This is a genomic window from Rhodococcus sp. IEGM 1305 (assembly GCF_030058635.1).
GTDB lineage: Bacteria > Actinomycetota > Actinomycetes > Mycobacteriales > Mycobacteriaceae > Rhodococcus_F > Rhodococcus_F opacus_D.
On record NZ_JASHKX010000019.1, the window covers coordinates 48,896 to 68,805 of the forward strand.

General features: G+C 68.3%; 22 protein-coding genes. 14 read left to right on the forward strand and 8 right to left on the reverse strand.

What is annotated here, in order from left to right:
• Window positions 1-16: 16 nt before the first annotated feature.
• The gene (locus QM693_RS23620; RefSeq protein WP_283353582.1) at window positions 17-640 is read right to left on the reverse strand and encodes a helix-turn-helix domain-containing protein; all 624 of its coding nucleotides are present in this window, start codon (window positions 638-640) and stop codon (window positions 17-19) included.
• Window positions 641-726: 86 nt separating this feature from the next.
• Between QM693_RS23620 and QM693_RS23625 the strand changes: the two genes are divergently transcribed.
• On the forward strand, window positions 727-1,683 hold the full coding sequence (locus QM693_RS23625; RefSeq protein WP_283353583.1) for an NAD(P)/FAD-dependent oxidoreductase: 957 nt from the start codon (window positions 727-729) through the stop codon (window positions 1,681-1,683).
• Here the strand turns inward: QM693_RS23625 and QM693_RS23630 are convergent.
• Both QM693_RS23630 and QM693_RS23635 read right to left on the reverse strand, forming a co-directional pair.
• Window positions 1,673-2,638: a Gfo/Idh/MocA family protein gene (locus QM693_RS23630; RefSeq protein ID WP_283353584.1), complete on the reverse strand. Its 966-nt coding sequence runs from the start codon at window positions 2,636-2,638 to the stop codon at window positions 1,673-1,675. The two genes, QM693_RS23625 and QM693_RS23630, sit on opposite strands and share 11 nt — an antisense overlap.
• Window positions 2,638-3,738, reverse strand: a complete 1,101-nt coding sequence (locus QM693_RS23635; protein WP_283353585.1) for a DegT/DnrJ/EryC1/StrS family aminotransferase — start codon at window positions 3,736-3,738, stop codon at window positions 2,638-2,640. Before QM693_RS23635 ends, QM693_RS23630 begins: the two co-directional genes overlap by 1 nt.
• Before the next feature lie 104 nt (window positions 3,739-3,842).
• On the opposite strand from QM693_RS23635, the gene QM693_RS23640 reads away from it, so the two are divergent.
• From QM693_RS23640 to QM693_RS23650, 3 genes are all read left to right on the forward strand, one after another.
• Window positions 3,843-4,562, forward strand: coding sequence for a DapH/DapD/GlmU-related protein (locus tag QM693_RS23640; protein ID WP_283353586.1), 720 nt, complete (start codon window positions 3,843-3,845; stop codon window positions 4,560-4,562).
• Window positions 4,563-4,631: 69 nt separating this feature from the next.
• Complete coding sequence (locus QM693_RS23645; protein ID WP_317569577.1) at window positions 4,632-5,624, forward strand: lysylphosphatidylglycerol synthase transmembrane domain-containing protein; 993 nt, start codon at window positions 4,632-4,634, stop codon at window positions 5,622-5,624.
• A 10-nt stretch (window positions 5,625-5,634) separates the two neighbouring features.
• The gene (locus QM693_RS23650) at window positions 5,635-6,426 is read left to right on the forward strand and encodes a class I SAM-dependent methyltransferase (protein ID WP_283353588.1); all 792 of its coding nucleotides are present in this window, start codon (window positions 5,635-5,637) and stop codon (window positions 6,424-6,426) included.
• On the opposite strand, the gene rfbB is transcribed toward QM693_RS23650, so the two are convergent.
• The gene (rfbB, locus tag QM693_RS23655; protein WP_283353589.1) at window positions 6,416-7,420 is read right to left on the reverse strand and encodes a dTDP-glucose 4,6-dehydratase; all 1,005 of its coding nucleotides are present in this window, start codon (window positions 7,418-7,420) and stop codon (window positions 6,416-6,418) included. The two genes, QM693_RS23650 and rfbB, sit on opposite strands and share 11 nt — an antisense overlap.
• A gap of 63 nt (window positions 7,421-7,483) precedes the next feature.
• On the opposite strand from rfbB, the gene rfbA reads away from it, so the two are divergent.
• From rfbA to QM693_RS23685, 6 genes are read left to right on the forward strand one after another with little or no spacing between them, the layout of a single operon-like run.
• The gene (rfbA, locus tag QM693_RS23660; protein ID WP_283353590.1) at window positions 7,484-8,359 is read left to right on the forward strand and encodes a glucose-1-phosphate thymidylyltransferase RfbA; all 876 of its coding nucleotides are present in this window, start codon (window positions 7,484-7,486) and stop codon (window positions 8,357-8,359) included.
• A gap of 1 nt (window position 8,360) precedes the next feature.
• The gene (locus QM693_RS23665) at window positions 8,361-8,948 is read left to right on the forward strand and encodes a dTDP-4-dehydrorhamnose 3,5-epimerase family protein (protein WP_283353591.1); all 588 of its coding nucleotides are present in this window, start codon (window positions 8,361-8,363) and stop codon (window positions 8,946-8,948) included.
• 57 nt (window positions 8,949-9,005) lie between these two features.
• The gene (locus QM693_RS23670) at window positions 9,006-9,512 is read left to right on the forward strand and encodes an SRPBCC family protein (protein ID WP_283353592.1); all 507 of its coding nucleotides are present in this window, start codon (window positions 9,006-9,008) and stop codon (window positions 9,510-9,512) included.
• Between the two features lie 22 nt (window positions 9,513-9,534).
• Window positions 9,535-10,344: an enoyl-CoA hydratase gene (locus QM693_RS23675; RefSeq protein WP_009477166.1), complete on the forward strand. Its 810-nt coding sequence runs from the start codon at window positions 9,535-9,537 to the stop codon at window positions 10,342-10,344.
• A 15-nt stretch (window positions 10,345-10,359) separates the two neighbouring features.
• Complete coding sequence (locus QM693_RS23680; protein WP_105414012.1) at window positions 10,360-10,767, forward strand: TIGR03618 family F420-dependent PPOX class oxidoreductase; 408 nt, start codon at window positions 10,360-10,362, stop codon at window positions 10,765-10,767.
• Window positions 10,768-10,795: 28 nt separating this feature from the next.
• Window positions 10,796-11,872, forward strand: coding sequence for a S1C family serine protease (locus tag QM693_RS23685; protein WP_283353593.1), 1,077 nt, complete (start codon window positions 10,796-10,798; stop codon window positions 11,870-11,872).
• Here QM693_RS23685 and QM693_RS23690 read toward each other — a convergent pair whose 3' ends face one another.
• The 3 genes from QM693_RS23690 to QM693_RS23700 all read right to left on the reverse strand — a co-directional run bounded on the left by QM693_RS23690 (window position 11,873) and on the right by QM693_RS23700 (window position 14,588).
• Window positions 11,873-12,910, reverse strand: a complete 1,038-nt coding sequence (locus QM693_RS23690) for an alpha/beta hydrolase (protein ID WP_105414014.1) — start codon at window positions 12,908-12,910, stop codon at window positions 11,873-11,875. It abuts the gene before it with no gap.
• Between the two features lie 170 nt (window positions 12,911-13,080).
• On the reverse strand, window positions 13,081-13,989 hold the full coding sequence (locus tag QM693_RS23695) for a PIN domain-containing protein (RefSeq protein ID WP_283353594.1): 909 nt from the start codon (window positions 13,987-13,989) through the stop codon (window positions 13,081-13,083).
• A 122-nt stretch (window positions 13,990-14,111) separates the two neighbouring features.
• Window positions 14,112-14,588, reverse strand: coding sequence for a GtrA family protein (locus tag QM693_RS23700; RefSeq protein ID WP_009477153.1), 477 nt, complete (start codon window positions 14,586-14,588; stop codon window positions 14,112-14,114).
• A 98-nt stretch (window positions 14,589-14,686) separates the two neighbouring features.
• Here QM693_RS23700 and dprE1 point away from each other — a divergent pair, with 98 nt between their 5' ends.
• From dprE1 to QM693_RS23720, 4 genes are all read left to right on the forward strand, one after another.
• The gene (gene dprE1, locus QM693_RS23705; protein WP_280781865.1) at window positions 14,687-16,120 is read left to right on the forward strand and encodes a decaprenylphosphoryl-beta-D-ribose oxidase; all 1,434 of its coding nucleotides are present in this window, start codon (window positions 14,687-14,689) and stop codon (window positions 16,118-16,120) included.
• On the forward strand, window positions 16,120-16,881 hold the full coding sequence (gene dprE2 / locus QM693_RS23710; protein ID WP_005248822.1) for a decaprenylphospho-beta-D-erythro-pentofuranosid-2-ulose 2-reductase: 762 nt from the start codon (window positions 16,120-16,122) through the stop codon (window positions 16,879-16,881). Before dprE1 ends, dprE2 begins: the two co-directional genes overlap by 1 nt.
• Before the next feature lie 11 nt (window positions 16,882-16,892).
• Complete coding sequence (locus QM693_RS23715; protein ID WP_283353595.1) at window positions 16,893-18,785, forward strand: galactan 5-O-arabinofuranosyltransferase; 1,893 nt, start codon at window positions 16,893-16,895, stop codon at window positions 18,783-18,785.
• 112 nt (window positions 18,786-18,897) lie between these two features.
• A complete protein-coding gene (locus QM693_RS23720; protein WP_283332647.1) occupies window positions 18,898-19,173 on the forward strand; it encodes a hypothetical protein in 276 nt (91 codons plus the stop codon).
• On the opposite strand, the gene QM693_RS23725 is transcribed toward QM693_RS23720, so the two are convergent.
• Window positions 19,170-19,871, reverse strand: a complete 702-nt coding sequence (locus tag QM693_RS23725; protein WP_280781868.1) for an MspA family porin — start codon at window positions 19,869-19,871, stop codon at window positions 19,170-19,172. The two genes, QM693_RS23720 and QM693_RS23725, sit on opposite strands and share 4 nt — an antisense overlap.
• Window positions 19,872-19,910 lie beyond the last annotated feature (39 nt).

Sequence of the window (19,910 nt, forward strand, 5' to 3'; positions counted from 1 at the left end):
CCGGTCCGGACGAATCCTACCGACGGTCGCGCTCGGCTGCCGTTCCCCGCGGGACCGTGCGGACGTGCGCCCGCTCGCCCTGGGGACCGAACAGGCTGAGGATCTCCGCCGGTTGCGGTCCGGGGTTGCCGAACCAGTGCGGGACGTGGGTGTCGAACTCCGCGACCTCCCCCGGGGTCAGGATCACGTCGTGTTCGCCGAGCAGCAGTCGCAACCGGCCGGACAGGACGTACAGCCATTCGTAGCCCTCGTGGACCTGCAGGTTCGGGATGCCGTTCGGGTCACCCGGCGGGATCACGTGCTTGAACGCCTGGATCCCGCCGGGCCTGCGGGTCAGCGGGATGATCGTCGAGCCGTTCCGCTCCAGGGGCCGCAGATGGACGCGGGGGTCGCCGGTGGCGGGTGCGTCGACGAGTTCGTCCAGGGGCAGCTGATGGGCGCGGGCCAGCAGGAGCATCAGCTCGAGAGTGGGTTTCCGCTGGCCGGACTCGAGCCGCGACAGGGTGCTCACCGAGATCCGGGTGGATTCGGACAGCTGGGCGAGGGTCGCGCCGCGCTGCTGGCGGAGGGCTTTCAGCCGCGGTCCCACGGCGTCGAGGACGCCGTCCAGATCGGGTACGTCGTCGTTCACACCCACCATGTTGCCACAGCGGCAAACTTGCTTGCCAGTTTCGCTGGCTCCCCGGACAGTGGACGTCACGAGGTCGACGAACGAAGGAGAACGCGATGGAAGATAGTTACGACGTAGTGGTCGTCGGTGGCGGAGCGGCCGGACTCGGCGGGGCACTGACCCTGTCGCGGGCACGCCGCTCGGTGCTCGTGATCGACGCCGGCGCCCCCCGCAACGCACCGGCCGGGCACATTCACAACTACCTCGGCCGAGAGGGCACACCGCCCGGCGAACTACTGGCCATCGGACGCGAGGAGGTCGCCGGGTACGGCGGCGAGATCGTGACCGGCACCGTCACGTCCGCCGACAAGGTCGGGGACGCCCAGTTCCGGGTGACGCTCGCCGACGGCGCGACCGTGCGGGCGCGCAGACTGCTCGTGACCACCGGCCTCGTCGACGTGCTCCCCGACGTCCCCGGGGTGGCCGAGCGCTGGGGACGCGATGTCCTGCACTGCCCGTACTGCCACGGCTGGGAGGTCCGGGACCAGCCGGTCGGCGTCCTGGCCGGCAGTCCGCTGGCGGTGCACCAGGCGCTGATGTGGCGGCAGTGGACAGAGAACGTGACGCTGTTCCTGAACGACGCGAACGAACCCACCGGCGAGGAGTACGAGCAACTCGCTGCACGCGGTATCGCCGTGATCGACGGCGGTGTGGCCGGGCTCGACGTGCAGGACGACCGGCTGACCGGGGTCCGGCTGCGCACGGGTCAGGTCTTCCCCGTGACCGCCGTGGTGGTCGCACCCCTGTTCCGGGCCCGCGCCGACTTCCTCACCAGCCTGGGCCTGGACACGACCGAGATGGAGATGGCCGGACACGTGATCGGCACCGCCGTCGCCGCCGACGCGACCGGCGCCACCGAGGTTCCGGGGGTGTGGGTGGCCGGCAACGTCGCAGACCCGAAGGCGCAGGTGATCGTCGCCGCCGGAGCCGGCCTGAGTGCCGCGGCTGCACTCAACGCCGACCTGATCGCGGAAGACACCCGCCTGGCGGTCGCCGGAGCGCTCAGCCGGTAGCCGACACCGTCGCCTCGTGGACCACGCGATGCGCGGGCAGGATCGAGTCGCGCTCCGCGTCGGCGTCCCCCTCGCCGCCGATCAGACCGACGTAATGCGCGAGCTGGGCGGCGAGGGGTTCGTCGCTGTAGCGGAGGGTGGGGATCTCGATCACCGTCTGCTGCTTGTAGCCGTCGCGGTCGGCGGGCAGGTCGTCGTCGATGTGCCGGTAGATGGTGATGTCGCGGCGCAGAAGGTCGATCTCGATCAGGCGGTCCGGCTCCAACAGCGACAACTGCCGGACCTTCCGCTGACTCACCCGGCTGGCCGAGATGGTGGCCACCGCACCGGATTCGAAACGCAGCACCGCCTCCGCGCAGTCCTCGGCCTCGTTGCGCCGCGAACTGTCGTGGAAGTACCCGAACTCGGCCTTCACGCCGACGGGCGGTGACCCGACGAAACCGATCGCGAGGTCGACGTCGTGGATCAGCAGGTCGGTCGCGACGCCGGTGGGGATGCGGGAGACGAACGGCGAGTGCCGGATTCCGTTGACCTGCCACACGTCACCGGCGAATTCGCGGGCCGTCCGGACCGCCGGGTTGTATCGCTCGAGCAGGCCGCACATCAGCGGGACACCGGTCGCGGCCGCGCGCTTCACCAGATCCGTGCTCTCCTCGTACGTTGCGGCGAGCGGCTTTTCGACGAGCACCGGCTTGCCGAGGTCGAGGACGCGGCCCGCCAACTCGTAGTGGGCGGGTGTCGCCGCCGCGACGACGGCGGCATCGATCCCGTCCAGTTCGTCGAAATCCGCGGCCCACGTGGTGTCGAACCGTGCGGCGACCTCCCGCCCGTGTTCCTCCCGCGGTTCCACGAGCAGGGCGAGGTCACACAGCGGGGACTGCGCGAGAACGCGGGCGTGCAGCGAACCCATCTTGCCGGATCCGACGAGCGCGATCCGCGGTCGCGTGGACGTCATCACGCCTCCATCGCCTCGCGCACCGCGGCGACGATCCGGTCGACGTCGTCGGTGGAAAGTGCGGCGTGAACGGGGATGCTGAGGCACCGGCGGGCCACGGACGTCGCGACCGGCGTCGGTGAGGCGATCACCCGGGGATGCTCGCGGTAGCAGTCGTAGTCGTAGACGGTTTTCGGGTAGTAGACGCCGCTGCCGACGTCCCGATCGCTCAGGCGCTGCGCGAGGGTGTCGCGGTCGATCGGCGCATCGGGTGCGAGGATCACGGTGAACTGGTGCCACACGTGCCCGCGGCCCGCGAGTTCCGAAGGCAGAACGAGACCTTCGACGTCCTTCAGACCGGTCCGCAGCGCTTCGGCGTTGCGGCGGCGCGACTCCACCTGTTGCAGATAGGAACCCAGCTGCGGCAACCCGAGACTGGCCTGCAGATCCGTCATCCGGAAGTTCTGGCCCGCCATCTCGTATTCGTAGCGCCGGCGCATGCCCTGATTCCGCAGCACCCGCAACCGGTCGGCCACCGCGTCGTCGTCCGTCGTGACCATGCCGCCCTCGGCGGTGGTGAGATTCTTGGTGGCGTAGAACGAGAAGCAGCCGAGCCCGAAACTGCCCGCGCCCTTGCCGTCGAACGTGGCACCGTGCGCCTGCGCGGCGTCCTCGACGACGGCGAGCCCCTCGGTCTCGGCCAGCGGCATCAGCGCACCCATGTCCGCGGTCTGCCCGTAGAGATGCACCGGCATCAGCACCCGGGTGCGCTCGTTCACGCACTGCGCCGCGACGTCGGGGTCGAGCGCGAAATCGGCCTCCCCGATGTCGGCGAACCGGGCCGTCGCGCCGGAATCGAGAATCGCGTTGAGCGTGGCCACGAACGTGAACGGGGTGGTGAGCACCTCGTCGCCCGGTTGGAGATCCAGCACCCGCAGCGCCGCGATCAGCGCGGTGGTGCCGCTGTTGACGGCCACGGCGTGCCGGGTGCCGACGAGTTCGGCGAACCCCTCCTCGAACCTCGCGACCTTCGGTCCCTGCGCGACCATCCCGGATCGCAGGGTGTCGAGAACCTCGCGCTCGACGTCCTCTCCGAAAGAGATACTCGAGATCGCGATCACGGTTCCTCCGATAGATTGACGTGCGTTCACACCGTCTTCACAGATTGCACCCTCTTGAAGGTTCCCACGGTCTGCACGGCTCCTGGAAGGAATCGCCAACTTTCATGACCATCGGTGAAAACTGCGAGATCCACCCGACCGTCGTGATGGGCGACGGCGTCACGATCGGGGCCCGGGTGAGCATCGGACCGTATGCCGTCCTCACCGGCCCGCTCGACATCGGCGACGACTGCTGGATCGGCGCCCACGCGACGCTCGGGGCGCCGCCGGAATGGATCGGGAAGACCCATCCCCGCACGTGGACGGAGGTCAGCCCGCACCAGGGGGTCGTGATCGGCGCGGGCACCGTGATCCGGGAGATGAGCGCCGTCCAGCAGGGCGCCGAGCGGCCGACGACCATCGGGCGCGGCGGATTCGTCATGAACCACACGTCCGTCGAGCACGACGTCCGGATCGGCGAAGACTGCGTCCTCTCGCCGTCCAGCACCCTCGGCGGTCATGTGACCCTCGGCGACGGAGTCAATCTCGGCATGAGCGCGGTGGTGCATCAGCGGCGGGTGATCGGTGCGCGCGCGATGGTCGGAATGGGATCGGTCGTCGCCAAGGACATTCCGCCGTTCGCCACGGTGTTCGGCAATCCCGCCGCCCTGCGCGGCACCAACCGGGTGGGTATGAGCCGCGCCGGGATCGCCGACCGGGACATCGCGTCCGTGGCGGCGCTGTATGCCTCGGGGCGGCTCGACGCCGACGCGGAACTCCCGAACTCGCTCGCCGACGCGTTCGCTTGGTGGCGGGAGCTGGCGGTGAAACCGCTCGTTTCCTGATCCGGCGCCCGCCGATTGCTATCGTCGGAAACGAACGCTGCACTGCCGCAGCGCACTGCCGGTGAGGGGGTGGTCCTCGTGGACGCCGATCCCGAGATCGTCCCGGACCGCGGCGGTCGCGCCGTCCTGATGAACGCGCTGCGGATCCTCGTCACCCTCGCGATCGTCGTCGCCGTCGCGTTCGCCGTGAAATCGCAGTGGGCCGAGGTCAGGGACACGATCACCCAGCTGGACTGGTGGGCGCTCGCCGTCTCCGCGGTGTTCGTCTTCCTCGGCATGGGCGCGGCGGTGCGCGCGTGGCAGCACGCGCTCGGCGCCCTCGAACACCCGATCCCCGCCTTCGACGCCGCCCGCTGCTACCTGGTCGGTCAGCTCGGCAAGTATCTGCCGGGCAGCGTGTGGGCGTTCGTGCTCCAGACCGAGCTCGTGCGCCGGGCCGGGGTGTCGCGGGCCAACGGATTCGTCGCCGTCCTCGTCACCGTCGGGCTGAGCATCACGTCGGCGCTGGTCGTCGGGCTGCTGGCGCTGCCCGCCCTGTTCCATATCAGCACCGTCGCGGCGGTCGCGGTGATCGTTCTCGTCCCGATCGCCCTCGTCTGCTGCTATCCACCGGTGCTCACCCGGCTGGTGAACCTCGCCCTGCGGATCCTGCGGCGCGCCCCGCTGCAGCGGCAGCTGACGATGCACAAGATCGCGCGGGCCCTCGGCTGGTGCGCCGTCAGCTGGGTCCTCTACGGCGTGCACCTCTGGTTCCTCGCGTCGAGTTCGGTGGGATTCGCGGCGGGCACCCTGGTCCAGTGCATCGGCGCGATCGCCCTCGGCATGTGCGCCGGCGTGCTGGTGGTGGTCGCGCCGTCCGGCATCGGGGTCCGCGAGGCCGTCGTCGTCGCGGCGCTGTCCCCGTTCATGGACAGCGGGGTCGCGCTCGGGCTGGCCCTCGCATCACGCCTGGTGTTCACGCTGTGCGAGGTGCTCGCCGGGTTCGTCGCCGCGATCGCCGGTTCCCGTTCGCTGCGCAACGCCCTCGTCCACGAGGATTCCCGGGTACCGCAGCCGTCCTGAGGAGATCGCGATGACGGACGCCTGGGAGATCGATCCCGCGTACGAGCGCTACATCGGCCGCTGGAGCCGGCCGGTCGCAACGCAGTTCCTGCGGTGGCTGGCCGCGGGCCCGGACGAGATGTGGTGCGACGTGGGTTGCGGAACGGGCGCCCTCGCCCACACCGTTCTCCGCACGGCGGAACCGGCCCGGGTGGTCGGCGTCGAACCGTCGCGGCCCTTCGCGGCGGCGGCTCGGGCCGGCACGGACGATCCCCGGTTCGACGTCCGGTCGGGCACCGCCGAATCCATCCCCGCCGACGACGGCGAGTTCGACCGCGTGGTGTCCGGGCTGGTCCTCAATTTCGTTCCCCACCCGATCGACGGGCTCGCCGAGATGCGCCGAGTCACGCGAACCGGCGGGACGGTCGCCGGGTACGTGTGGGACTACGCCGAGGGGATGCAGATGATTCGCGCGTTCTGGGACGCCGCGCGCGAACTCGACGAGGCGGCGGCGAACCTCGACGAGGGCGTCCGTTTCCCGCTCTGCCGGCCGCAGCCGCTCCGCGATGCGCTGTCCGCCGCGGGGCTGGCCGGGGTGGAGGTGCACCCGCTCGACGTTCCGACCGTGTTCGCCGACTTCGACGATTTCTGGCTCCCGTTTCTGGGCGGGCAGGGACCGGCGCCCGGGTACTGCGCGTCCCTGACCGCCGGGCGCCGAGACGCCCTTCGCGACCTGCTCGATGCCCGCTCGAGGCGCGACGACGCAGGCCGCATCGCACTGACCGCGAGAGCGTGGGCGTTCCGCGGAACCGTCAGCCGATGACGGATTCCGTGGCCGCGTACGCCTTCTCCGCGGATTCCTTCTGCGTCCGCCACCACGACTCGTTGTCGCGGTACCACCGCACGGTGGCCTCGAGCCCGGTGCGGAAATCCTTGTATTGCGGCGTCCAGCCCAGTTCGGTGCGCAGCCGCGTCGAATCGATCGCGTAGCGCAGGTCGTGGCCCGGGCGGTCGGTGACGAAGTCGAGGTCGTCGGCGTCGCGGCCGAACAGTTCGAGCAGCGTTCCGACGACGGTCCGGTTGTCGACCTCGCCGTCCGCGCCGATCAGATACGTCTGACCGAGACTCCCCTTCTCCAGGATCGTCCAGACGGCCGCGTTGTGGTCGTCGACGTGGATCCAGTCGCGCACGTTCTTCCCGCTGCCGTACAGGCGGGGGCGCACCCCGTCGATCAGGTTGGTGATCTGGCGCGGAATGAATTTCTCGACGTGCTGGTACGGGCCGTAGTTGTTGGAACAGTTCGACAGGGTGGCCCGCACCCCGAACGACCGCGCCCAGGCCCGCACCAGCAGATCGCTGGATGCCTTGGTGGCCGAGTACGGGCTCGACGGGTTGTACGGGGTCGACTCGGTGAAACGCTCGGGGTCGTCCAGTTCGAGGTCGCCGTACACCTCGTCGGTGGAGATGTGGTGATACCGGACGTCGTGTGCGCGGACGGCCTGCAACAGCGAGAACGTGCCCATCACGTTCGTCTGCACGAACGGCGTCGGATCGGCCAGCGAATTGTCGTTGTGCGATTCCGCGGCGAAGTGGACCACCGCGTCCGAGTCCGCGACCAGACGGTCCACCAGCGCGAAATCCGCCACATCGCCGTGCACGAACTCGATGCGGTCGGCCACCGGGTCGAGCGACCGCCGGTTGCCGGCGTACGTCAGCGCGTCGAGCACCGTCACCTGCGCGTCCGGGCGCTCGGCGACCGTCTGGTGCACGAAATTCGCACCGATGAACCCGGCGCCGCCTGTCACGAGAAGCCTCATGTGCACCCACCCTAGTGGCGCGCCCGAGTTTCTATCCGACGCGAACACTGGAACACTGCGCACATGCGCGGAATCATCCTGGCAGGCGGTACCGGGTCCCGGTTGCACCCGATCACTCTCGGAGTGAGCAAGCAACTGGTCCCGGTCTACGACAAGCCGATGATCTACTACCCGCTCTCCACCCTGATGCTGGCCAACATCCGGGACATCCTCGTCATCACCACCCCGCACGACGCGGAGCAGTTCCGCCGGCTCCTCGGCGACGGCTCCCAGTTCGGGGTGAACCTCACGTACAAGGTGCAGGAGGAACCGAACGGCCTGGCGCAGGCGTTCGTGCTCGGCGCCGACCACATCGGCAACGAGTCCGTGTCCCTCGTCCTCGGCGACAACATCTTCTACGGCCCCGGACTCGGTTCCCGGCTGAACCGCTTCGAGAACATCGACGGCGGCGCCGTGTTCGCCTACTGGGTATCCGATCCCAGTTCCTACGGTGTGGTCGAATTCGACGACACGGGCCGGGCGATGTCGATCGAGGAGAAGCCTGCCACCCCGAAGTCGAACTTCTCGATCCCCGGGCTGTATTTCTACGACAACGACGTCGTGTCGATCGCGCGCGACCTGAGGCCGTCGGACCGCGGCGAGTACGAGATCACCGACGTCAACCAGGCGTACCTGCAGGCCGGACGGCTACAGGTCGAGGTGCTTCCCCGCGGAACCGCCTGGCTCGACACCGGCACCGTCGATTCGCTGCTCGAGGCGGCGAACTTCGTGCGCACGCTCGAACACCGGCAGGGGCTGAAGATCGGCGTTCCGGAAGAGGTCGCGTGGCGCCGCGGGTTCATCACCGACGCCGAATTGTGCGCCCGCGCCGACACTCTCGGCAAGTCCGGATACGGGGACTACCTCCTCGAACTTCTCGAACGCGGCAAGGACTGGTGACGTGGAGTATCGGGAACTGAAGGTTCCGGGCGCCTGGGAGATCACCCCGCGGCAGTTCGGCGACGACCGCGGCGTGTTCCTCGAATGGTTCAAGGGCTCGGAGTTCGAGGCCGCCGTCGGGCACAGCCTCGAACTCGCGCAGGCCAACTGCTCGGTGTCCGCCGCCGGTGTCCTGCGCGGCATCCACTTCACCGACAACCCGCCCGGGCAGGCGAAATACGTCACCTGCGTCAAGGGTGCGTTCCTCGACGTCATCGTCGACCTGCGCGTCGGGTCGCCGATGTTCGGGCAGTGGGATTCGGTGCTCATCGACGACGTCGACCGCCGTGCGATCTACCTTCCGGCCGGTGTCGGCCACGCGATCCTGTCCCTCGAGGACGCGTCGACCGTGATGTACCTGTGCTCGATCGAGTACACCCCCGCCCTCGACCACGACCTCCACCCACTCGATCCCGAACTGGGAATCGATTGGCCCACGGTGGGCCGGGACGGCAGCCCGCTGACGTTCCAGCTGTCCGAGAAGGATTCGGCCGCACCGTCTCTGAAGCAGGCCCTGGACGCCGGAGTGCTGCCCACCTACCCCATGTGAGTGTTTTTGCGTGCCCGAGCACTCGATGGCACTCACATGGGGTGGCAGGATGCGGACATGACAACTGACACCGGCGAGCGGTTGGAGGTCCGGCGGGCTGTCGCCGCGGACCCGGCGACGATCTTCGGCCTCCTCTGCGATCCCGTGGGACACGTGGCGATCGACAGTTCCGGGATGCTGATGTCCGCGGAAGGGGACCGCGTCACGGCGGCGGGCGACACGTTCGTCGTGCACATGGACCGCGACGCGTTGAACGACTTCGACCTCGGTCTCTACGACGTGACGGTGACGATCGAGACGTTCGTGCCCGACCGGGAGATCTCCTGGAAGGTTCTCGGCCAGATCCGGCCGCAGATCGGGCACGTGTACGGGTACCGGCTCGAGCCGATCGACGAGGGAACGATGGTGACCTCGTTCTACGACTGGTCGTCCATCGACCCGGTGTGGCGCGATTCCGGGATCTTCCCGGTGATTTCCGAGAATGCCCTGCGCGCGACGCTGGGCATCCTCGCGCGCACGGTCGCCCCCGGGCGTCCGCGACCACAAATCGATCCACAGAATTGAAACGTGTTCTAGTATCGAGTGCGTGAACTTCGTCGTCGTCGACCACCCCCGGCCGGGCATCGCCCTCGTAACGCTCAACCGCCCGGAACGCATGAATGCGATGGCGTTCGACGTGATGATCCCGTTCCGCGACGCACTCGAGGAGATCAGCAACGACAACGCGGTGCGCGCGGTGGTGATCACCGGCGCAGGCCGCGGCTTCTGCTCCGGCGCCGACCAGAGATCCGCGGGCACGCTCCCCCACGTCGACGGCCTCACCCCGCCGACCGTCGCCCTGCGGGCCATGGAGATGCTCGACAACGTGGTGCTCTCGCTCCGCCGGATGCACCAGCCGGTGATCAGCGCAGTCAACGGCGCGGCCATCGGCGGCGGCCTGTGCCTGGCGCTCGCCTCCGACATCCGGATCGCGGCAGACGACGCCTACTTCCGGGCGGCGGGAATCAACAACGGCCTGACCGCGAGCGAACTGGGCCTGAGCTACCTGCTGCCCCGGGCGATCGGCTCGTCCCGGGCGTTCGAGATCATGCTGTCCGGTCGCGACGTGCACGCCGACGAGGCCGAGCGGATCGGACTCGTGTCGCGGTGCGTGCCCGGCGAGGACCTCCTGGACGAATGCTTCGACCTCGCCGAGCGCATGTCGCGGTTCTCCCGGCCGGGCCTGGAACTGACGAAGCGCACGCTGTGGTCCGGGCTCGACGCCGCCTCACTCGAAGCCCACATCCACCAGGAGGGACTCGGGCAGCTGCTGGTGCGGCTGCTGACCGACAACTTCGAGGAGGCCACCGCCGCGCGGAAGGACAAGCGCGAACCCCGGTTCCGGGACCGGCGCTAGGAGTATCTTTCGGACATGTCGAAGCCACCTCTGACACCGAAAGCCGCCGAGATGTTCGCTCGGCCCAATTACGCCACCATCGCCTGCGTCCGACCCGACGGCCAGCCCGTGTCCGTGGCCACCTGGTACCTGTTCGAGGACGGCAGGGTGCTGGTCAACATGGACGCCGAGCGTCGACGCCTGGACTACCTGCGCGGCGACCCCCGCGTCAGCCTCACCGCGATGGACCCCGACGACTGGATCACCCACGTCAGCGTCCAGGGCCGGGTGGCCGAGTTCGTGGACGACGAAGAACTCGCCGACATCGACCGCCTCGCGACGCATTACACCGGCAAGCCGTACCCCGTCCGCGACCGCAAACGGGTCAGCGCCTGGATCGAGATCGACACCTGGCACGGCTGGGGATCGCTGAAACAGTCCTGAACCGACTCCGCGACGACGACAACCGGGCATGACGACCCCCCGCGTCGCAACGGTCCTCGCCGTGGCCACGGCGGTGATCGGCAGCCTGCTGCTGAGCGCACCACCGGTCCGCGAACCGGGGACGCCCGCGGCGACGGTCGCTCAGCCCGCAGCGCCTCCTCCGCCGCCGCCCGTGGTCCTGACCCCGGAGGAGGTCGAGGCCAGGGCGATCCCGGCGATCGTCACGCTCGTCGCGGATTCGGGCCTCGTCGAAACCGCGGGAACGGGGATCGTGCTCACCCCCGACGGCGTCGTCCTCACCAACCATCACGTGATCGACGGCGCCCTCGACATCAGCGCGGTGAGCCTGGGCAGCGGTGCGGAGTACGTCGCGGACGTCCTCGGGTACGACAGTTCCCGCGATGTCGCGGTACTCCGGCTCCAGGGCGCGGGCGACCTCCCGGTGGCGACCCTCGCGAAGGACACCGCCATCGGAATCGGCGACCCGGTGACCGCGGTGGGTAACGCGGAGGGAGGCGGGGTTCCGGTGGCGGCCCGCGGGTTCGTGACCGACGTCGAGCAGACGATCACCGCCCGCAGTTCCACCGACGGTTCCCGGAACCGGCTGAACGGGCTGATCCAGATCGACGCGGCCGTACGTCCCGGCGACTCCGGCGGCCCCCTCGTCGACGCCACCGCCGCCGTCATCGGCGTCAACACCGCGGGCAACGCCGACTCCGACCCCACGAAACCCGCTCCCATTCAGCCGAGATCGTATGCGGTGCCCATCGACATCGCGATGACGATCGTCGATCAGGTCCGCGCCGGAACCACGTCCGCCACCGTGCACATCGGCGACACCCCTCTCCTCGGGATCAGCGTCACCGACGACGATCGGGGCGCCGAAGTGCTCTGGGTCAGCATCGGCACCCCCGCCGACGACGCCGGCATCGAGATCGGAGACGTCATCACCGAATTCGACGGAACACCCGTCCGGTCCTCGGACGATCTCAGCGAACGCATGATCGCGCGGCACCCCGGCGACGAGGTCGCGGTGCGCTGGTTCGACGAGAGTGGACAACAGCGATCGACGACGATCGTGCTCGAGAAAGGCCCGCCGCGGTAGTCAGGCGGTCTTGTCCCGGGCGACACCGTCGTCCGGTCGCACGCGTGTCGTGACGAAACGCGCGATACGCCGAAGCACCGCACGGCTTTCCGGCAGACCGGGCCACAACGCCGGGAACGCGTGCACCTGGCCGTCCCAGATCTGCAGCGTCGTCGGAACACCCGCAGCGCTCAGCCGATACGCCATCAGCTCCGAATCCGACCTCAGCACCTCACCTTCCGCAGCGACCAGCAGCGCAGGCGGCAGACCCTCGAGAGTCCCGTTCACGGGCGACAGCGCGGGGTCGAGCACGCCGTCCACCTCGCCGCCGAGCTTGCCGATGGTGACGAGCGCCTCCACGGGCGCGAACACGTCGCGGGCGGCGTTGGCGTGCACCAGCTTGTCGGCGCAGTCCAGGTCCAGCAGCGGCGACAGTCCGACCAGGCCGGCGGGCAGATCGACGCCCTCCTCGCGGGCCTTCAGCGCGGTCGCGAAGACGAGGAACCCGCCGGCCGAGTCGCCGGCGAACACCGTCCCGCCCGCGCGGGCTCCGTTCTCCAGCAACCACTTGTACGCCGTCAGGCAGTCGTCGACCGAACCGCTGATGTTCGTGTCGGGCAGTTGCCGGTAGCCGACGTGCATCACCGGCAGCCCGGTCAGCTTCGCGATCGTCGCGACCACCGGCCGATGCGTGTTCAGCCCGCAACACAGGAACCCGCCGCCGTGCAGGTAGAGGACTACACCGTCACCCAGATCCGGAGACACCCCCGGCGCGCGCACGATCTCCGCGTCGAATCCGGGCAGTCGCACCTTCTGTCGGCGAATTCCGGACGCGGGACGGATCCCCGCCGCCAAGTCCAGCAACGCGGCCCTGCGAATCGCCGATTCGTTGATCGGGGCCATCCGCACCACAGGCCGGAGAAACCACCTGCACGCCTGGTAGAGAACCTGGGATTCGATACTCGGCCCCGCGAGCCTCGCCCCCGAACGGTACTGGACGATCGGTGTCCCGCTCCGCTGCTGCGCGGACGGCTTGCGGTCGTTCGGCACAGATTTCATGCCTTCTCCCCTGGTCGCCGGTACCCGTCGCCGTTGACGGATACGTAACTTCAACCTTGGAGTACCCGCCGCGGTCGTGTGTCACTCATGGTGGCTTCGGCCCCAAGTCGTTATCCCCTTTGCCCGAATCGTTATCGCAGGCGTGGCAAGTGGGCCATCGAGGGGTCGACTCAGCCGAAATCGAGCTCGTCGAGCTCGTCCACCACGGTGACCTTGCGCTTTCGCCCGCCCATCATCCTGCCGATGCCGCGACGCCCGCCGGTGTCCGCGCTGCCCGAGGGCAGGATCCGCTGCGGCGCCACCCGGGGTCGTGCCACGTGCACGGGGGGAAGCGTCGCGGCCGGGGGTTCGACGGTGTCGGGAGTCGCTACGGGTGCCCGGGGCGGGAGGGGAGGCCGGGGCGGGAGCGGAGCCGGCACCGCGATCGCGGGCGGCGGCGGCAGGACCGGTTCGAAGACCCGCTCGCGGCGAGGCACGTCCGTGTCCCGGAGATCGACGTCGTCGAGATCGACCACCCACCGCACCCGGTTCTCGAGGCCGCGGTCCTGCAGCTCGGCCCAGATTTCGTCGTGCCACGTCGAGGGTTCGCCGCTGCCGAACGCCCGGGAGTTCGCACTGACCCACACCACGTCCTCGGACGGGCGGCGATCGGCGATGTCCAGGACCGTCAGCCAGTTCACCGTGGCGGTGTAGCCGTGCCGCTTCTTGTCCACGTACGGGCGACGACGCTGCAACTCGCGACCGGCGATGTCGAGGTGCGATACGTGGGCCGGCTCGATCACGTCGCAGCCCATCGCCTCCAGCTGCCGGGCGAGCGAGTCGACGTACCCGTCGGCCTTGGCCCGGGCGGCGTCCACGAAGACCGACAGGTCCTCCCGGAGCCCGAGCCGGTCGTACATCCGCGCCTGGACGGTCAGGGCGTCGATCATGGCGACGGATTCCCGCTGGTACCGGTGCGCTACCTCGACGAGGACGAGGCGGGGAACGAGCACCCGGCCGCCGTGGTCGAGGGCGTCGCGGACGAACGTCTCGAAGCGCGCGTCTCGTGTGACGGCCGAGGTGTCGAGAACAATCAGCATTGATCGATTCTCACCGAACGCGCCTGCCGCGCCAGAGAAGTTGCTGAGTCGTTACCCAAACACCCGGATCGGGGTCATCGCAGCACCCATCGGGGCATTGCCGTGTGGTTGCCCGGCAGGCGCTAGTGGATCTTGAAGATCACCGCGCGCTGCACGACGAAATTGATGACCGTCGCCGTGCCCTGGGCGATGACGAACGCAAGCGGCAGACGCCACCATTCGTCGGGGAAAGCGTGATACATCACCCAGTTGAGGCCCACCTGCACGGCGAACGTGACCGCGTAGAGGATGACGACGGCCACGAAGCGGGCACGGCTCGGTTCGGCCTTGAACGTCCACCGGCGGTTGATCAGGTACGCGGTGGTGGTGCCCGCGATGAAGCTGATCGACTTCGCCACGTTCACGGGGAGCCCGACCACTTCGAACAGCAGGACGTACAGGCCGAAGTCGACGATCGCCGACAATCCGCCGGTCAGGACGAAACGGATGATCTGCGTCTTCAGGTCCAGTGCGTCGTCCGCGATGTTCTCGGTGACGGGGATCTCGACGGGGAGCGGAACGTGCGGTTCGTGCTCGTGACTCGGCTGGGTTTCTGACACGACGACGAGGCTAGCGCCCCGTGAGTACTTGTCGACCGCGTGCGGTGGATAAGCACGCACGGGCCCGCGGGGCCGGCCTCCGGGTACCCTCTACCTCGATGTCCACGACAGCAGAAGAGACGCCCACCCAGGCGCTCCCCACACAGACCCGCACCCTCACCGGCTGGGGACGCACCGCGCCCACCACCGCGCAGGTGCTGTCCACTCCCGACGTGGAAGTGATCGCGCGAGCGGTCGCCCAGGTCGCGGAGCAGAACGAGTCGAAGCCCGCTCACCTGCAGCGTGGGGTGATCGCCCGCGGCCTCGGCCGCTCCTACGGCGACCCGGCGCAGAACGCCGGTGGCCTGGTCATCGACATGAATGCGCTGAACCGGATCCACCGCATCGACCGCGACACCCACCTGGTGGAGGTCGACGCCGGCGTCAACCTGGACCAGCTGATGAAGGCGGCCCTGCCGTTCGGTCTGTGGGTTCCGGTGCTGCCGGGCACCCGGCAGGTCACCATCGGCGGCGCGATCGGCTCCGACATCCACGGCAAGAACCATCACAGCGCCGGCAGCTTCGGCAACCATGTGGTGTCGCTGGACCTGCTCACCGCCGACGGCAAGGTGCGCACGCTGACGCCGAAGGGCGGCCGCAACGACCCCAGGGGCGCGCTGTTCTGGGCGACGATCGGCGGCATGGGCCTGACGGGCATCATCCTCAAGGCGACCATCAAGATGACGCCCACCGAGACGGCGTACTTCATCGCCGACGGCGACGTCACCCAGACGCTCGACGAGACCATCGCGCTGCACAGCGACGGCAGCGAATCCAACTACGAGTACTCGAGCGCCTGGTTCGACGCCATCGCGGCGCCACCGAAGCTGGGTCGCGCGGCGATCTCCCGCGGTTCGCTCGCGAAGCTCGACCAGTTGCCGGCCAAGCTGCAGAAGAACCCCCTCGCGTTCGATGCCCCGCAGCTGCTGACGTTCCCGGACGTCTTCCCGAACGGCCTTGCCAACAAGTTCAACTTCTCGATGATCGGCGAGCTGTGGTTCCGGAAGTCCGGCACCTACCGCGACAAGGTTCAGAACTTGACGCAGTTCTACCACCCGCTCGACATGTTCGGTGAGTGGAACCGCGCCTACGGATCCAACGGGTTCCTGCAGTACCAGTTCGTGGTGCCGACCACCGCGGTCGAGGAGTTCAAGGCCATCATCCGCGACATCCAGAAGTCGGGGCACTACTCGTTCCTCAACGTGTTCAAGCTGTTCGGCGAGGGCAACCAGGCCCCGCTGAGCTTCCCGATCCCGGGCTGGAACATCTGCGTCGACTTCCGCATCAAGCCCGGCCTGAACGAGTTCGTCACCGAACTCGACAAGCGGGTCCTGAAGTTCGGCGGCCGCCTCTACACGGCCAAGGACTCGCGGACCACCGCCGAGACCTTCCACGCCATGTACCCGCGGATCGACGAGTGGATCGCCACCCGCCGCAAGTACGACCCCACCAATGTCTTCGCCTCCGATATGTCCAGAAGGTTGGAACTCTAGTGATCAACGCTGTCGGGAACCCCCAGACTCTGCTGCTGCTCGGTGGCACCTCCGAGATCGGTCTCGCGATCTGCGAGGAGTACCTGAAGAAGGCGCCGATGCGGGTGATCCTCGCCGCGCTGCCGGGTGATCCCGGTCGCGATGCCGCCGTCGCCCAGTTGAAAGCGGCCGGCGCCAACGCCGTCGACGTCATCGACTTCGACGCCGTCGACACCGAGAGCCACCCGAAGGTCATCGACGAGGCGTGGGCGAAGAGCGACGTCGACGTCGCCATCGTCGCGTTCGGCCTGCTCGGCGACGCCGAGGAACTGTGGCAGAACCAGCGCAAGGCCGTCCAGATCGCCGAGGTCAACTACACGGCCGCGGTGTCGGTGGGCGTGCTCGTGGGCGAGAAGATGAAGGCACAGGGCTTCGGCCAGATCATCGCCATGTCGTCCGCCGCGGGCGAGCGCGTGCGCCGCTCCAACTTCGTGTACGGATCCACCAAGGCCGGACTCGACGGCTTCTACCTCGGACTCGGTGAGGCGCTGCGCGAGTTCGGTCCGCGCGTCCTCGTCATCCGTCCCGGCCAGGTCCGCACCCGCATGTCCGCGGACGTGAAGGAAGCCCCGCTCACCGTGAACAAGGAAGACGTGGCCAAGCTCGCCGTCACGTCGGCGGAGAAGGGCAAGGATCTCGTGTGGGCGCCGGGCGCCTTCCGCTACGTGATGATGATCCTGCGGCACATCCCGCGACCGATCTTCAAGAAGCTGCCCATCTAAGCTTCGCCCTCGTGACGGAAGCAGACGTAGCACCGGCCCGACGGTCCCTGTCGACAGCTGTCGAAATGCTGCTGGGGGCCGTCGCGGCCGCAGTGGTGGCGGCGGTCGGACTGTTCGCGTTCGCGCGGGTGCAGTGGCCGGCGTTCAACTCGTCCAACGTGACCCAGGCCGTCACCACGGTCGGCCAGGTCGTGGCCATCGCCGGTATCGCGGTGTCCGTCCTGCTCGTACGACTGCACCGGGCCCCGCGGTTCGCCCGGCTGCTGTCGTGGGCGAGCCTGTCCGGGTTCGTGACCGTCACCCTCGGTCTGCCTCTCGCAGCCACCAAGCTCTACCTGCACGGCGTCTCCGTCGACCAGGAGTTCCGCACCGAGTACCTCACCCGGCTGACCGACTCGGCGGCGTTGCGCGACATGACGTATGCCGACCTGCCGCCGTACTACCCGGCCGGCTGGTTCTGGGTGGGCGGGCGCGTCGCCAACCTCCTCGGCATGGACGGCTGGGAAGCCTTCAAGCCGTACGCCATCGGATCGCTCGCCGTCGCAGCCGTCGTGGCACTGGTGTTGTGGAGCAACCTGATCCGCCACGACCTGGCCATCGTCGTGTCCCTCGCGACCACGGCACTCGTCCTGGCCTACGGATCACCCGAACCGTACGGCGCCGTCATCACCCTGCTGATCGGTCCCGCACTCGTCCTCGCCTGGGGCGGGCTGAACCGCGTCGACGGGCGCGGCGGCTGGGGCGCCGTGATCGGCACCGGACTGTTCCTCGGCCTCGCCGCTACGTTCTACACGCTGTATCTCGGGCTCGCCGCCTTCGCGATCACCCTGCTCGCACTGCTCGCCGCGACCCTGCGGATACGCGCCCGGAAGTCGTGGCGGGCGGCGATCGATCCGCTGGTCCGGCTGATCGTGATCGCCGCCGTGTCCGGCCTTCTCGCACTGACGGTCTGGTTGCCGTATCTGCTGAAGGTCGTGGGCGGTTCGCCCGCGGCGTCGGGAACAGCGCTGCACTATCTGCCCGAGGCAGGCGCACATCTGCCACTGCCGATGATCCACTTCTCCCTCACCGGGGCACTGTGCCTGCTCGGCACCATCTGGCTCGTCGCCCGCGCGTCGACGTCGCGGCGCGCGCAGGCACTCGGCGTCGGGGTGGTGGCCATCTACCTGTGGTCGCTGCTGTCGATGGCGGTCACCGTGCTCGGCAGCACCCTCCTCTCGTTCCGACTCGAGCCTGTGCTGATCGTCCTGCTCGGCGCAGCAGGTGTCTTCGGATTCGTCGAATTCGCAGGCTGGCTCGTGCTCGCGACCAGCGACAACCCGCGGGTCAAGGGGGCGGTCCTGGTGATCGGCGTGCTGGGCGCGCTGTCGTTCGTCCAGAACATCCCCAAGTTCCTCGACTCCGACATCGCCGTCGCCTACACCGACACCGACGGCAACGGTGAACGCGCCGACCAGCGCCCACCCGGCGCCGCCGCTCACTACGCGGCAGTCGACGAGCTGATCCAGGCGCAGGTCCCCCGCGACCGCGACGACACGGTCGTCCTCACCGCCGACACCAGTTTCCTCAGCTTCTATCCCTACCTCGGGTTCCAGGCGCTGACGTCGCACTACTCGAATCCCCTGGCGGACTTCGCCGGACGCGCCGGGACCATCGCGGACTGGAGCGAACTCGAGACGCCCGACCAGCTGGTGACCGCACTCGACGCGGCGCCGTGGCGCGCCCCCGACGCGTTCGTGTTCCGCCAGGGCCCCGACGGGTACACCTTGCGGCTCGCCGAGGACGTGTATCCCAACGATCCCAACGTGCGCCGCTACACCGTCACGTTCCCGAAAGAACTGTTCGACGACCCCCGATTCACGGTGTCGGAGACCGGACCGTTCGTGGTCGTCACACGAAACTGATCGGTCTGTTCACGTTTATCGCGCCAACCTCGCGGGAACCCCGCAGCCAATCAGGGAGGCGGGTATTTCCCGCGCCCCGAGGGGAATTGTCGGGTCGTCGCGAGGAGCGGTCATGCCGGATGCAGTGGAGCCTCGACGTGCCGATAGCGGTGCCGAAGACTATCTCCTCGGCACCGCCGGCGGTGAGGTGGTCGTGCATGCCGGACTCGCCGTGACGATCGGAGCGATCGTCGGTGTCTACGCCGGGCACTGGGTGCTTTTCGTAATCGCCTTGCTCGGCGCCGCCGTATGGATCACCGGCGACGCCGTCGTCCATGTCAGTCGACAAAGGTCGCCGGACATCAGTCCGGCGACCCCTGTCAGGCACCCTGTCGGGCGGGCTGCCTAGTTGAGCTTCTGCGGCACACCGTAAGTCATCACGGTGTCACCGTTCTCCGTCACGGCCATTGCGTACGGACGGATGGTGACCGGCCCGATAGCACCGGAGATGGAGCCATGAACTCCCTGCATCCTGACCACAGCGGCCGATCCGTCGAACTCCTGACCCTCGAGGATCGGAACGGTGGTGATTCCACCGGGCTCCAGGTCGATGTCGAGTTCCTGCGACGGAATGATGTCACCGGCGAGTTCGACGTTCGTCCCGGCATTCAGACCCAGCGAGAGCTCCGGGAGGAGTCCCAGGTCGATTCCGTTGCTCGACCCGATCGCGAACCCGAGTCCGGGCGTGTTCAGGACGATCGTCGCGCCGGCCAGTGCGACCGGGTAACCGATCTGATAGCCGACGGTGAGCTGAGTTCCCTCGAACTCTTCCGCGTTCGGCCCGGTGATGGCGACCCCGGCGTAACCGTTGTGGAAGAACTCCACGCTGGTGGGTACGCCGTCCAGCGGCGGAACTGTCTGATACTGCGTGTCGCCCTGCACGACTTCGATGCGATTTCCCTGTGCATCGATCACGGAACTGGAATTGTCCACGCCGGCCGACGCGGTGCCATTGCCCATGACCATGGCGAGCGCGGCGATGCCAGCGACTGCCACCGAGCGTGTAAACCGTTTGTACCCAAATCGAGATGTGCTGATGTCCGTCATGCCGACCCCATTCAGAGTGCACTGCAACCGATACGAAAA